Source organism: Microbacterium sp. STRO-2N (assembly GCF_057747775.1).
Window position 1 is genome coordinate 3,236,206 of sequence record NZ_CM173223.1, and the last position, 12,862, is coordinate 3,249,067.

The window sequence follows — 12,862 nt, forward strand, 5'->3', positions numbered from 1 at the left end:
CTTTGCCGATGTGTGCGCGTCCCGTCCGGTCACGCTGCGTGGATCGGTGGTGGTGGGTGGCGGACCCGCGCCGCGCCGGTCGGACGCGGCGCAGGTCCCGCGCGGCGCCGCGCGACGACGTCAGTTCTGTGCGGTGAGCGCGTCGATCTCGTCCGCGGCGCCCTGCATGACCTCTGCGAGGTCGCCCTGACCCGACATCACCGCTTGGCTCCAGGCATCCCGGAAGGTCTGCCAGATCTCGGTGGCGTTGGGGATGTTGGGCACGTCGACGGTGAGCGGGACGGACTGCGAGAACGTCTCCAGAACGGGGTTGTCCGAGAGGTACTCGGCGCCGATCTCGGAGATGTCGGACCGGATCGGGAACTGACCGGTCGTCTCCAGGAGCGCGAGGTCGTTGTCGGCGTCCATCGAGAACTTCACGAAGTCCCACGCGGTCTGCTTGTTCTCGCACGAGGTGTAGAGACCGACGTTCTTCGAGTCGCCGAACGTGTACGTGTCTTCGGCGGCGGTGCCGTTCGCCGTCGGCAGCGGGACGATGCCGTAGTCGACCTTCCCGTCGAACTGCCCCGCACCCCACGGCCCGGCGATACCCATCGCCGCCACGCCGTCGGCGAACGGACCGGCCCATGCGTCCCCGCTGTAGGCCTCGGCCGACGCGTAGCCCTCGGTGTACAGCGTCTTCCAGAACTCGAGCGTCTCCAGGCCTTCCGGGCTGGTGAACGTCGCAGCGTCGTCTTCGACCAGCTGCGTGCCGCCCGAGTTCGCGAGGAAGAAGGGGTAGAAGTCGAACAGCGCGTTCGTGTAGTCGCTGGACGCCGGCGGGTACAGGGCGAAGTCGGCCGCGCCGGCCTCCTTGATGGCGGCGGCGGCCGCGAGCACGTCGTCGTATGTCTCCAGCTGCGGGTTCTCGGCGTCCAGTCCGGCCTGCGCGAACGCGTCCTTGTTGTAGTAGAGCATGAACGGGTTCGCCTTCCACGGCACCTGATACAGGTCACCGTCCGGAGAGCGGAATCCCTCGGCGGCGTCACCCGAGCGCTCGGCGATGAAAGACTCGCCGTCGTCGAAGGTCGTCGAGATGTTGACCAGACCGCCCTGCTTCTGGAACGCCGGCACCGCGGCGGGCGCGGTGTTGTACACGAGGCAGGGCGTATTGCCCGCCGTGATCGCGGCCGAGATCGCGTCTTCGGAGGACTTCCCGGAGGGGATCGCCTCGGCCGTGACCTGCTCGTCGGGGTGCTCGGCGTTCCACGCCTCGACCACGGCCTCGGCCCACGCGATCTCCTGCTCGTTGGTCGAGTACCAGATCGTGATCGGGCCGGAGGTGAGCTCCGATCCTCCGGCGTCGGCCGAGCCCGACGAACCGCACGCTGCCAATGGCAGCGCGACGGCGGCCAGAGCCATGATGCCTGCATAACGCTTCATTGCAAGGAACTCCTTCGTTCGAAAGCCGCCTCCGCGAGCCTTCTGCTGTTTCTCGGAACTTCGCGACCGCATCGGCCGATGCGGCGGCTTACGCGCCTGACCGATATCGGGATGCACCGGCCACCAGTAGTAAACCGGTTCTTGTCGATCTTGTCAACGGTTTGTGCTCGTCGGAACACAAGCGCGGATTTCTCGCGGAATTCGGCATCCGTTGGCCGACCAGTCAGTACTAAACAATACTAAACTTGCGCATGCCCATCAGCTGTCTTCGCGCACCAGCTCGGCGACGCCGATCGACGAGTCGGCCATGCCGTAGAACACGAACCGCCGGTCGCCGATCGTCTCGATCGCGGTCGGGAACACCACGTTGCCGAGGGTGCCCTTCCTCTCGTACTCGGTCTCGGGCTCGAGCAGGGGCTCAGGCGTTCTCGCGAGCACGCGACGCGGGTCGTCGGGGTCCAGGAGCATCGCGCCGGCGGAGTACCGGGAGCCGTACGCGAGCTCGAAGCCCTTCGGCACGGGGCCCGACACGCCGTGATGCAGCACCAGCCACCCTTCCGGCACGCGGAGCGGAGCCGGCCCCGCGCCGATCTTCGCGGACTCGTACGACGCCTCGGGGGCTGCGATCATCGACGAGTCCTCGACGTAGGTGAGCGCAGAGAGGTCGCGCTTCGCGGCGTCGAGGTCGACGTATCCGATCCAGATGGAGAGCCGCTCATCGTCGACGCCGGCGGGCGTCGGCGAGCCCTCGCCAGGGCGCAGCCAGTCCAGGTCCCACATCGGACGGTGCAGCAGCGCGAGCCTCGGTGTGCCGTCAGGCCCCGGCACCACCTCCGGGAAGAACACGATGTCCTTGTTCGCGAACAGGTTCAGATCGCTGTCGAGCTCGGGCTGATAGGCGAACCGCAGGGGTCCGAGCCGCCGCCACGTGACCGTGTCGTGCGAGACTGCGAGCGCGGGCTTCGGACCGAGCGGCCCGTACGCGACGTACGACATGACGTGCACGCCGAGTGCGTCGAGGAACGTGATCCTCGGATCCTCGACGCCGGCATTGCGGCGCCCCCGCTCCCAGCCCTCGTCGGGCGACAGGACGACACCGAGTCGCTCCACCGCCACCGGCACGCCCGCGTCCATGATCACGCGCGCCCGGGCGATCCGGGACACGTTTCCCTCGGCGACGACGCGCGGATACAGATAAAGTTCGCCGTCGCTCCCCCAGGCCGTCCCTGGGTTGAGCACGCCTTCGGCCTCGAGCGGATCGCTGGGGTCGGCCGTCATGATGGTTCCGACCCGCCGCAAGGCGTAGGGGACGGTGGCGGTGGACGCGACAGCGTCGAACGTGGTCATGCGATATACCTCGGTGGTCGTGGGCGAGTATCGCCCTGTATCGATGGATGCCGAGCTCAGCCCTTGATGGCGGAGCCAAGGTTGGCGGATGTGAAGTGACGCTGGAACAGCAGGAACAGCACCACGACAGGCACTGCCAGCACGCACGCGCCCGCCAGCACCGCCCCCATCGGGTTCTGGAGGAACGAGCCGTTCGATTGCGAGAAGTTCGCGAGGCTCACCGCGAGCGGCTGCATCGCCGCTTGCTTGGTGACCAGGAACGGCCACAGGAATTCGTTCCATGGACCGATGAAGGTGACGAGCATGGCCGTCAGCACGGCGGGCCGCACCAGCGGGACGGCGATGGACACCAGGATGCGGAACTCGCTCGCGCCATCGATGCGCGCCGCGTCGAAGACGTCCCGCGGGATCTGCAGGAAGTACTGGCGGAAGATCAGCACCGCGACCGAGTTGATCGCGAAGGGCAGGATCATCCCCACGAACGTGTCGGCCAGGTTGAAGTAGCGAACGATCATCACATAGAGCGGGATCATGAGCAGCTGGAACGGGATGGCCTGCACGAGCAGCACGAGGGCGAAGACGAGACCGCGACCTCGGAAGGTCAGCACGGCCAGCGCGTATCCGACGAGAAGCCCGAAGACCAGCGTGCACGCGACGACGCCGGCCGTCATGATGAGCGAGTTCAGCAGCGACTGCAGCAGGTTGATGGACTCGTTGATCTCGGCGAAGTTGTCGAGCGTGAGGTTGCCGGGCAGCGGCAGGAGCCCGACGAGGGTCGTGTCGCGCTCCTTCTGCAGCGCGCCGATCACCATGTAGTAGAACGGTACGAGGGCGGCGAGGGCGCCGACGAAGAGCAGCACGAACCGAAGTCCGGTGAGGACGCGGCCGGACGCCGGCGCTCCGGCACGCTTGGCCGGGGACGCCGGCGCTGTCGAGGACGCGGTCATCGGTTCTTGCCTTCCGTGATGCGCCGGGAGATGAGCGAGAGGATCATGACCGCGAGCACGAGCACCATGCCGATCGCCGCCGCGATGTCGGGCTGGCCTTGCTGGATGCCCTTCTGATACATCAGCAGTGCCGGCGTCATCGATGCCCCGTTGGGCCCGCCGCCGGTCAGCAGGTAGGGCTCCGTGAAGATCTGCCCCGTCGTGATGATCGAGAGCAGGATGACGAGCGATGTGACGGGCCGGACCGCCGGCAGGGTGACCGACCGGAATCGGTCCCACCGCCCTGCACCGTCCAGCTGCGCGGCCTCATGCAGTTCCTTCGGCACGTTCTGCAGTGCAGCGAGGTACAGCAGGATGTAGAAGCCCAGGTTCTTCCACGTCACGTAGACGGCGATGAGGGGCATGATCAGCACCGGGTTGGCAAGCCACGAGGGTTCGGGCGCAAGGCTTCCGAGCAGCGTGTTCACGACACCGTTGCCGCTGAAGAGGAAGATCCACACCGCGATCGTCGCCACCGACGCCGTCACATAGGGGATGTAGTACGCGACGCGGAAGAACCCCTTCCAGTGGATCGCGGCGTCCAGACCGGAGGCGAGGAGGAGCCCGAACACGACCGTCAGCGGGACGTTGATGATCAAGAAGATGCCGAGATTGAGGAACGCCTGACGGACGGCGGGGTCTTCGAAGATCGTGACGTAGTTCTGGAAGCCCACGAACGGATGCGGGACGTCGACGCCGGGAGCGGTGAAGTAGAAGTCGTGAAACGACATCCAGATGCCGTAGGCGAACGGGACGATGAAGATCACGATGACGAAGGCCGCGTACGGCGAGCTCAGCAACAGCCCCAGCGGGTTCTCGCCCAGCCATCGCTGCAGTCTGCGGCGCGACGTGCGCCGGGGCGGCGACGTTCGGGCGCGCACACGCGCACCTTCCGCCGGCGTCTCGGCCTCAGCTGATCTCTCGACATCAGCGCGCACCATCGCGTCCACTTCTCGCCCCTGTCTGCACGTCGCCTCGTCTGGATCGATCGAGTGACTCGATCGCGGCAGGCAGGTCTAGTAAACCGGTTCTGATTGCAACCGTCAACCGCGACCGCAGCGACGGCGACAGTGCGAGCAAACCGCGGTAGCTCTGCGGATCCCGGGTTCTAAATCGTTGCTAAACAGTGCGCTAGGATCGGCGATGTGAACGCACTCGCAGGTGAGCCGCCGTCCCCGCAGCCCTCAGCTGACGTCGCCGCCCACCGATCAGAACGCCGCGCGACGATCGGGGATGTCGCGGCGAGAGCGGGCGTGTCGAAAAGCGCTGTGTCCTTCGTGTTCAACGGCCGCTCCGGTGTCGGCGAAGCGGCCCGCGAACGCATCCTGCTGGCTGCCGAGGAGCTGGGCTGGAGGCCCGATGCTCGCGCACGAGCCCTGTCGCGAAGCCGTGCCCAAGCACTCGGCCTCGTCGTCCGTCGAGAGCCCGAGCTGCTGAGCACCGACCCGTTCTTCCCCCAGTTCGTCGCGGGGGTCGAAAGCGGGCTGTCGGAGGTCGACTACGCCCTGGTCCTGCAGGTGGTCGACAGCGAGCAGAGCGAGAGAGACGCGTACGTGCGATTCGCCCACGAGGCGAGGGTCGATGGCGTCTTCCTCACCGACCTGCGCACGACCGACGCACGGCCGGCGCAACTCGAGGCACTCGGGATGCCGTGCGTGCTCGTCGGCCCCACGACACCGAAGGGCAGCGGACTTGACCCGATCGGCGTCGACGACGCGGCCGGCGTCCGGAGGGCCGTTCGACACCTGTATGCACTGGGACATCGCCGGATCGCGCACGTGGCCGGTGCGCGCGGATACGTGCATTCGGACGTCCGCCGGCGAGCGTGGATGGACGAGATGGCCGAACTGGGCCTCGAGCCGGGGCCGGTCGTCGACGCCGACTTCACCGGCGCGTCCGGCGCACGCGCGACTCACGAGCTGCTCGATCTCGCCGTCCCCCCGAGCGCGATCATCTACGCGAACGACCTCATGGCGATCGCGGGGATGTCCGCTGCATCCGACCGCGGCATGCGGGTCCCCCTCGACCTCTCGATCGTGGGATTCGACGACATCCCCCTGGCGCCGTACATCGTGCCGCCGCTCACGACGGTCAGGCAGGACGTCTTCTCGTGGGGCGCCGAGTGCGCGCGCACGCTCGTCGCGATCGTGGAAGGAACGGAGCCGCCCACGATCCAGCTTCCACCCGTCGAATTCGTGGTGCGAAGCAGCACCGCGCCTGCCCCCGACCGGATGACGGGCGGTGATTGACGCGAGCAAGCGGAGCCGTGTCGCGGTGCGTCGGCTGCGCGCGTGAGGAAGGATGCTCTCATGCCTCGATCACGTCGACTCCGCCCGGTGGCTTCGGCGGCGGTGGCCGGCGTCATAGCTCTCGTCGCCGCTTCACTCGGTGGGTGCGCGTCGGGCGCCCCGGGGACGGATGCCGCAGACCCCGACGCGATCGCAGAGCGCGCAAGCGTCGTCGGCATCGCCGCCGACCTCGTGTTCACGACCGCCGTCGACGGTTACGATCTGGCGCCGCAGTCCGTCGGCATCGGCGCCGCCGACGGGATGTCGGCCACGTGGTTCAACGAGACCACGGGCGCCATGGTGACCATCCGCACCGACCATGGCGAGCTGACGGCTGCGTCGTGCGTGGAGACGCCGCTGTCGGAGGCACCCGCCGAACCGGTGACGTGCACGGACGAGGATGGCGTGTGGCACCGGTCAGGGGGCAGCGTGCACGAGTACATCGCCGTCCGGGACGACGCGTTGATCCGCGTCACCGGGATGAACGGCACGCCGCCCGCGGACCTTCTGGCGGCCGCGAAGGCCTTGCGCGTGCCGTCGGACGCCGAGCTCGAGCTCCTCTTCTCCGACCTGCCCACAGGTCCGGCCGAGCCGGTCGAGCGTGGCGACCTGCCCGAGAACGGCGACGGCGCCCCGATCGACCCGGTCGGACCGGGCGGCTGACATGGAAAAACCCCTGCAGAACAGGGGCTTTTCTGGCGGTGACGGTGGGATTTGAACCCATACGCCCGACGTCCGCCTCGATCTCGCACCACGGATTCATGCGGATTCGATCAGTTGGGTGACCCGTCTCGATCACCTGGATTGGGCTCGGTGTGATCCGGTTGTTGCCGCGGCATTGCCACACCACTCCGCTCGTGCAGCGCCGACGCGATGCTTCACGCGATGAGCGGCTGGACAGGGCGAGTATGCCCTGGGCGGTTGAGCCCGGCCCGTTGAGCATGTTTGCCGACGCGAGGCTTCGTGCTCAGAACGAGATGCCGGGCGGTAGGTTGGCGACGTTCCCGGGTTCGACCACGTAGATCACTACAGTGTCGGCCGGCACCTTCATCTGGAGCCGGGCCGTGAACACCGACCACCGGCTGATCACCAGCCGCTTCACCGTCGTTCCGTCGAGCCGCGTGCGCTGCCGGTCGACACCGAACCACCAGCCCGAGTAGCGGATCTTGACCTCGGCGCCGGCTGGCATCTGGAACCAGGCGGTCGTCGTCACGTTCCAGAACGTCTCCAGCGTCCGCCAATCCCCCGCGCGGACGAATTTCTCTCGGACAGGCATGATCCCAATCCCTTCCGTGTCTACGGAGCCGGGCTGACGCTCAGGCTGAGCGAGTAGTGCGCCCCTTCGGCGTTTCCGCTGCTCGCCACGAAATCGAAGGTTCCGTCGACGGGCGACGTCGAGATCGTGCGCTTCGCGATGAAGTCGTCGCGGTCGTACCAGTGGTCGCCGTCGTTCTCGAACAGGCTCAGATCCCGCGAGCCCACGAAGCGGAACTCGTCGCTGAGCGGAAGGGTCTGGCCCTTGGTCATGTTGGGCAGGGAGCGCTTCGTGCCGTTGAAGGTCACGTACAGCTCATCGGTGAACGTCTCGGCCTGCTCGACGCAGGTGATCGACCGAAGGCGTAGCACGGCCGTTCCGCTCGGCTCGCCCACGCGGATGCCGAGGGTGTAGCGTGCGCCGGCTGCGTTGCCGCTGTTCGTCGCGAACTCGAGGGAGGCATCCCCGGGCGACTCGGTGATCATGTGCGCCGCGATGAAATCGTCGCGGTCGTACCAGTGGTCTCCGTCGTTCTCGAACAAGCTGAGCTGCCGCGTCCCCTCGAAAATGAACTCGTCTCCGAGCAACTTCGTCTGCCCTTTGGTCATGTTCGGCAGCGAGCGCTTCGTGCCGTTGAAAGTCACGTACAGCTCGTCGGTGAACGTCTCCGCCTGTCCCTGGCAGGTGATCGACGTAAGCCTGAGAATGGCCATGTCACTCCTCCTCATCTCCGCAGACCTTGCCGACGCCCCAACCGATCAGGCCGCCGATCAGCATCCCGCCCGAACCTCCGGTGAGGAGTCCGCCGATGAGCATCCCGAACAGCCCCATCGCCGGTGCGACCGTGCTGTTGCGCGCAGCGTAGGTGACGCCGACCATGGTCGATCCCATCTCGCTTGCGTCGGGGTCGTCCAGCGACTCCCGGAAGAGCGTGTCGAGGGTGGCCGCGGCCTCCTCGGGCGGTTGCTTGCCCGCGTCGACCAGGAAGAGGATCCGACTCGCCTGCTCCAGCCGCTTCACGTCGACGTCGGTGATCAGGCCGCGAGCGCGGAGTCGCCGGATGCCGAGGCCGATCGCCCGCTGCCGGCTGCCGCCAGCCTCCTCGATGGCGCGCCGGGCCTCGTCTTCGATCACGGACGCGAGGTCGCCGGGTGAGATGCCCAGCGTCCGGTGCGCGCGCAGAAGCTCCACGGACCCGAAATTCTCCACGTGCAGAGTGCTCATGAGAACCCTCCTTCTGGATTCGACGGCCGGTTCGGTCGCTTGAAGGGAGGAGGGCAGGCGGCGCGGGTCTGATACACGGCGGCCTTCCGGCTTCACAGACGCCACGCTCCGCCGGATTCGCTCAGGTCGGGCGGACTCGCTGTCACGGCAGACCCCCGATCCCACTCTTCGCCGGGCCTGGCAGCGTTGCGTGGTGAGGCGATTGAGACGTTTGGATTCGCTTGTTGCTGATCCGTCGCCACGTGATGCACCGGACACACGGGGAAGCGGGTGACGGTGGGATTTGAACCCAAAGCGGTTCGGTCCTCCTCATTCCGCATCGGTCCATCAACCGCTGAAAGCCGCACGTTCAGCCGGTTCCACGATCGCTTTCGTGCCAGGGGCGGTCGGCATGCGCCGATGAAAGCGTGTCCCCCCGGCGCCCATGGTTGTCGTCGCATCGCGCACTGGCGAACGTGGTTCAAGCACGCTGCGCGGATCGTCCATGTAATGCACTGATCGTCTGTGGTGACCCCGGGTGGCCGCTTCCTAGGCTCGAAGCACCAGTAGGAGCACGGAGAGCCATCGATGCGGATCATCGCCGACACGTCCGCCTGCGTCGGAGCGGGCCAATGCGCCCTCGTCGCAGGCGGCCTGTTCGATCAGGACGACGACGGGATCGTCGTCGTCCACAATGCCGAGCCGGGGCCGGCTGATCGCGCCGCTGCGCGCCGGGCAGCATCGCTGTGCCCGGCACGAGCGATCAAGGTCGAAGACTGATGGGGGCGCATCGCCCACAGTCGCGCGTCGTCATCGTCGGCGCATCGCTCGCCGGGCTCGCGACGGCGGAAGCACTCCGCGCGCCGGGCTTCGGCGGAGACGTGCTGATCATCGGATCGGAACCCGCGCTGCCCTACGCCCGCCCGCCGCTGTCGAAGCAGGTGCTTCTCGGCGAGTGGGAGCCCGAGCAGGCGACGATGCTCACGGCCGCCGAACTCGATGCTTTGAATATCCAGGTGCGCACGGGCACGACCGCGACCGGCCTCGACATCCGCGAGCGCACGGTCGAGCTCTCGGGCGAGCGGGTCCGGTACGACGTGCTGGTGATCGCGACGGGCACGACTCCGCGCCGGGCGCTCGTGAGTGACGGACCGCGCGTACACGCGCTGCGCACCCTTGACGATGTGCGCGCCCTGCGCGACGCGTTCACGAACGCCGCGCGCGTCGCCATTGCCGGCTCCGGCGTGCTCGGCTCGGAGATCGCCGCCGCGGCGCGACGGATCGGGCTCGAGACCGTGCTCGCCGGCCGATCCCCGCGCCTGTCGCTCGGAGCCGCCGGAACCCTGCTGTCGGACCAGCTCGTCGCACTGCACCGCGAGAACGGCGTCGACCTGCGCCTGGGATCCGCGCCGCGGGCGGTGCGCCGTGGTCGGCGCCGCGGACGGCGTGACGCACGCGACGGCGGTGCGAGCCTCGTGCTCGACGACGGCACGGCGATCGACGCCGATGTCGTCGTCGAGGCGGTCGGCAGTGAGCCGGCGACTCGCTGGCTCGCGGGCTCGGGCCTCACCCTCGCTGACGGCGTCGTGTGCGACGAGACCGGCCTCGCGGCGCCGGGGGTTTTCGCTGTCGGCGACGTCGCGCGGTGGATCGATCCGGTCACCGGCCAGGGGCGCCGCATCGAGCACCAGGCGCACGCGATCGCCCAAGCGCTGTCGGTCGCCGCGTCGATCGCTGGCGCGCCGCCGACCCCTCCGGGACCCGCCTTCTTCTGGTCCGAGATCCATGGGATCCGCATCCAGGTCTACGGCGAGTTCGACCCGGCGTCGCCGCTCACCGTGATCGACGGCGACGACGCCGGCCGGGCGGTCTACGCGTCGCGCGGCCCACACGGGGTCGCCGGCATCGTCGGCTGGAACGCCCCGCGCCTCTTCCGCGATGCGCGCCGCCAGGTCGACGCGTCGCAGTCCGCGCCCGCACCCTCCGCGCCCGCACTGGCGAGCGTGTCATGAACAGGAAGGACGACATGCCATCCGAGCCGTCGCGGTGCCCGTTCCACCCGGTCACCCTTCCCGATGACGGTACGCCGCTGCGCCCGTCCCCCTCGATCGCCGCGTGGCGCGAGGAGGCCCCCGCGACACCACTGGATTACGAGGACGGTCACCACGGTCTGATCGCGACCCGCTACGGCATCGTCCGGACGGTACTCGAGGACCCGCGCTTCAGTCTTCACCCGGCACGCATGCCATTGGGGCCGGATGCCGCGCACGCCGGCTCCGCAGAACCCGGGTCAGCGGGCCCCGGGCCGCACGCGTCTGGCGACCACGACGCTAACGTCGTCGACGACGGAGCACTGGATGCCGCGGCAGTGCGCTCCGAGCGGGCGAACCTGCTGCGACTCGACGGCCAGGATCATGCGCGCCTGCGACGAGCCATCACGTCGCGCTTCTCGTTCCGGCACGTACGGTCGCGCCAGCCGGACGTCGCGGACACCGTCTCGCGGCAGCTGGAGATCTTCCGGTCCGAGGGGGCGCCCAATGACGTGTGGCGCCGGTATGCGCAGCCGATCGCCTCGATCACCCACTGCCAGGTGCTCGGCATCCCGCTCGATATGCACGATCGATTCGTCGACCTGTTCGTCGGGGGTGGGTCCGAGCAGGAGAAGTACAACTTCGTGCGCGAGATCATCGAGCGCCGCCGTGACGATCCCGGGGACGATGTGGTGACCGACCTCCTCACGTCGGACGTCGTGGACCCGGATGAGGCCGTCGGCCTGCTGCACATGCTCATGTCGTCCGGGCGCGACTCGGTGGCCTACCTGATCTCCACCGCGATGGTCGCGCTGCTGACGCACGAGGATCAGCTCGCGAAGCTGCAGCGGGAGCCGGAGGCGATCGGTCCGGCGATCGAGGAGTTCATGCGAACGGGCGCGATGTTCCTGACGCTGTTCCCGCGGACGGCGACCGAGGACGTCGACATCGACGGGTTCCACATCCCGGCCGGCACGACGGTGTCCGCCTCGCCTGTCGGGGCGAACCGTGATCCCCGACGCTGGGACGAGCCGGAGCGGTTCGACCTCGATCGTGATGCGTTCGGCCACATCGGATTTGGGCACGGCATCCACGGCTGCATCGGCCAGCAGCTCGCAAGAGTCGAGATCCGAGAGGCGATCACGCGCCTGCTCGAGCTGCCGGGCCTCCGGCTCGTGCGCGCCGAGCAGCTCGAGCCATTGCCGTTCGCCCACCCCGTCGCGACCTACGAAGCCGGAGAGGTGGTCGTCGCGTGGGACGGGCCGTGAAACGGGAGAGCGTCGCGGGCCCGGTCTTGACAGTCTCGCGCCCGCCGACCTAACGTGGGTTCGGAGGCGTTAAATCGATTTAATCGCTCATCCACACGAGACGTTCGCCACACGACGAGGGGGTCGCTCACACATGGCAGCAACGGCGGCATTGGTGACGCAGTCCAGCCGGCGCTCCGGTCCGCGCAGGGCCGGGCGCGCGGGACGGACGATGTGGCTGTTCCTGGTGCCCGCCGCGGCGTTCTACATCTTCGTGGTCCTCTGGCCGAGCGTGCAGGGCTCCGGTCTCGCGTTCACCGACTGGGACGGGTTGTCGTCGCAGCGCGAGTTCATCGGGATCGACAACTTCGTCAAGATGTGGAACGACCCCAAGGCAGCCACCGCGATCGGGCGCACCATCGTCATCGCGATCACGATCACGATCGTCCAGAACGCCATCGGCCTGCTGCTCGCGCTGGGCGTAAACACCAGGATCAAGAGCCGCAACGTGCTGCGGGTGCTTCTCTTCGCGCCGGCGGTCATCACCCCTGTCGCTACGGCGTACCTGTGGCAGAACCTCTACTCGCCGGGCGGCGCGATCAACGAACTGCTCGGAGCGATCGGCCTCGGGGCGATCGCGCCCAACTGGCTGGGTGATCCGAAGATCGCCATGTGGTCCGTGTGCATCGTCGTCATCTGGCAGTTCGCGGGCTACTCGATGGTGATCTTCCTCGCCAACCTGCAGGGCATCCCCGAAGAGATCATCGAGGCGTCGCACCTCGACGGTGCCGGCCCGTTCCGCCGCTTCTGGAGCATCATCCGACCCGAGCTCGCCCCCGCGATCACGATCAACCTCATGCTCTCGATCATCGGCGGGTTGAAGCTCTTCGATCAGGTGTGGGTCATGACCGGCGGCGGCCCGGGCGGCTCGACCGAGACCATGTCGACGCTCCTGTACAAGAACGCCTTCCAGCTGGGGGAGTTCGCGTACGCGATCGCGATCGCCCTCGTGCTGACCGTGCTCGTCGCGATCCTCTCGGCCGGCCAGTACGCCCTCCTCGCCCGCCAGAACAAGGGCTGACCG

Annotated in this window: 13 protein-coding genes; 6 read left to right on the forward strand and 7 right to left on the reverse strand. The window is 67.9% G+C overall.

Features of this window, described 5'->3' with window-relative positions; genetic code table 11:
- Positions 1–120: 120 nt before the first annotated feature.
- The 4 genes from AC3ANN_RS14945 to AC3ANN_RS14960 form a co-directional block, all read right to left on the reverse strand.
- Positions 121–1,422, reverse strand: a complete 1,302-nt coding sequence (locus tag AC3ANN_RS14945; protein ID WP_488338176.1) for an ABC transporter substrate-binding protein — start codon at positions 1,420–1,422, stop codon at positions 121–123.
- A 258-nt stretch (positions 1,423–1,680) separates the two neighbouring features.
- Positions 1,681–2,769 carry a glycoside hydrolase family 130 protein gene (locus AC3ANN_RS14950; protein WP_488338177.1) on the reverse strand — a complete coding sequence of 363 codons (1,089 nt, stop codon included), beginning with the start codon at positions 2,767–2,769 and terminating at the stop codon, positions 1,681–1,683.
- Positions 2,770–2,825: 56 nt separating this feature from the next.
- A complete protein-coding gene (locus AC3ANN_RS14955) occupies positions 2,826–3,716 on the reverse strand; it encodes a carbohydrate ABC transporter permease (protein WP_488338178.1) in 891 nt (296 codons plus the stop codon).
- Positions 3,713–4,636 carry a carbohydrate ABC transporter permease gene (locus tag AC3ANN_RS14960; protein WP_488338179.1) on the reverse strand — a complete coding sequence of 308 codons (924 nt, stop codon included), beginning with the start codon at positions 4,634–4,636 and terminating at the stop codon, positions 3,713–3,715. The genes AC3ANN_RS14955 and AC3ANN_RS14960 overlap by 4 nt, the downstream gene beginning before the upstream one ends.
- A 264-nt stretch (positions 4,637–4,900) precedes the next feature.
- Between AC3ANN_RS14960 and AC3ANN_RS14965 the strand changes: the two genes are divergently transcribed.
- Together AC3ANN_RS14965 and AC3ANN_RS14970 are read left to right on the forward strand one after the other, a co-directional pair.
- Entirely contained in the window at positions 4,901–6,004 is a 1,104-nt protein-coding gene (locus tag AC3ANN_RS14965) for a LacI family DNA-binding transcriptional regulator (protein WP_488338180.1), read from the forward strand.
- A gap of 60 nt (positions 6,005–6,064) precedes the next feature.
- Complete coding sequence (locus tag AC3ANN_RS14970; protein WP_488338181.1) at positions 6,065–6,706, forward strand: hypothetical protein; 642 nt, start codon at positions 6,065–6,067, stop codon at positions 6,704–6,706.
- Between the two features lie 304 nt (positions 6,707–7,010).
- On the opposite strand, the gene AC3ANN_RS14975 is transcribed toward AC3ANN_RS14970, so the two are convergent.
- Genes AC3ANN_RS14975 through AC3ANN_RS14985 form a run of 3 tightly spaced genes read right to left on the reverse strand, consistent with a single transcriptional unit; the run spans position 7,011 to position 8,522 of the window.
- Positions 7,011–7,319 carry a hypothetical protein gene (locus AC3ANN_RS14975; RefSeq protein WP_488338182.1) on the reverse strand — a complete coding sequence of 103 codons (309 nt, stop codon included), beginning with the start codon at positions 7,317–7,319 and terminating at the stop codon, positions 7,011–7,013.
- A 20-nt stretch (positions 7,320–7,339) separates the two neighbouring features.
- Positions 7,340–8,011: a hypothetical protein gene (locus AC3ANN_RS14980; RefSeq protein WP_488338183.1), complete on the reverse strand. Its 672-nt coding sequence runs from the start codon at positions 8,009–8,011 to the stop codon at positions 7,340–7,342.
- Position 8,012: 1 nt separating this feature from the next.
- Entirely contained in the window at positions 8,013–8,522 is a 510-nt protein-coding gene (locus tag AC3ANN_RS14985; protein ID WP_488338184.1) for a hypothetical protein, read from the reverse strand.
- 567 nt (positions 8,523–9,089) lie between these two features.
- Here AC3ANN_RS14985 and AC3ANN_RS14990 point away from each other — a divergent pair.
- The 4 genes from AC3ANN_RS14990 to AC3ANN_RS15005 all read left to right on the forward strand — a co-directional run bounded on the left by AC3ANN_RS14990 (position 9,090) and on the right by AC3ANN_RS15005 (position 12,859).
- Positions 9,090–9,281, forward strand: a complete 192-nt coding sequence (locus AC3ANN_RS14990; protein ID WP_488338185.1) for a ferredoxin — start codon at positions 9,090–9,092, stop codon at positions 9,279–9,281.
- Complete coding sequence (locus tag AC3ANN_RS14995) at positions 9,281–10,513, forward strand: NAD(P)/FAD-dependent oxidoreductase (protein ID WP_488338186.1); 1,233 nt, start codon at positions 9,281–9,283, stop codon at positions 10,511–10,513. The genes AC3ANN_RS14990 and AC3ANN_RS14995 overlap by 1 nt, the downstream gene beginning before the upstream one ends.
- 14 nt (positions 10,514–10,527) lie before the next feature.
- On the forward strand, positions 10,528–11,799 hold the full coding sequence (locus tag AC3ANN_RS15000; protein ID WP_488338187.1) for a cytochrome P450: 1,272 nt from the start codon (positions 10,528–10,530) through the stop codon (positions 11,797–11,799).
- Between the two features lie 133 nt (positions 11,800–11,932).
- On the forward strand, positions 11,933–12,859 hold the full coding sequence (locus AC3ANN_RS15005; protein ID WP_488338188.1) for a carbohydrate ABC transporter permease: 927 nt from the start codon (positions 11,933–11,935) through the stop codon (positions 12,857–12,859).
- The last annotated feature ends 3 nt before the right edge of the window (positions 12,860–12,862 follow it).

Bases quoted from the DNA above. Each gene is read 5' to 3' on its own strand.
- AC3ANN_RS14945 (WP_488338176.1), bottom strand. From the start codon at position 1,422: ATGAAGCGTTATGCAGGCATCATGGCTCTGGCCGCCGTCGCGCTGCCA.
- AC3ANN_RS14950 (WP_488338177.1), bottom strand. From the start codon at position 2,769: ATGACCACGTTCGACGCTGTCGCGTCCACCGCCACCGTCCCCTACGCC.
- AC3ANN_RS14955 (WP_488338178.1), bottom strand. From the start codon at position 3,716: ATGACCGCGTCCTCGACAGCGCCGGCGTCCCCGGCCAAGCGTGCCGGA.
- AC3ANN_RS14970 (WP_488338181.1), top strand. From the start codon at position 6,065: ATGCCTCGATCACGTCGACTCCGCCCGGTGGCTTCGGCGGCGGTGGCC.
- AC3ANN_RS14975 (WP_488338182.1), bottom strand. From the start codon at position 7,319: ATGCCTGTCCGAGAGAAATTCGTCCGCGCGGGGGATTGGCGGACGCTG.
- AC3ANN_RS14980 (WP_488338183.1), bottom strand. From the start codon at position 8,011: ATGGCCATTCTCAGGCTTACGTCGATCACCTGCCAGGGACAGGCGGAG.
- AC3ANN_RS14985 (WP_488338184.1), bottom strand. From the start codon at position 8,522: ATGAGCACTCTGCACGTGGAGAATTTCGGGTCCGTGGAGCTTCTGCGC.
- AC3ANN_RS14990 (WP_488338185.1), top strand. From the start codon at position 9,090: ATGCGGATCATCGCCGACACGTCCGCCTGCGTCGGAGCGGGCCAATGC.
- AC3ANN_RS14995 (WP_488338186.1), top strand. From the start codon at position 9,281: ATGGGGGCGCATCGCCCACAGTCGCGCGTCGTCATCGTCGGCGCATCG.
- AC3ANN_RS15000 (WP_488338187.1), top strand. From the start codon at position 10,528: ATGCCATCCGAGCCGTCGCGGTGCCCGTTCCACCCGGTCACCCTTCCC.
- AC3ANN_RS15005 (WP_488338188.1), top strand. From the start codon at position 11,933: ATGGCAGCAACGGCGGCATTGGTGACGCAGTCCAGCCGGCGCTCCGGT.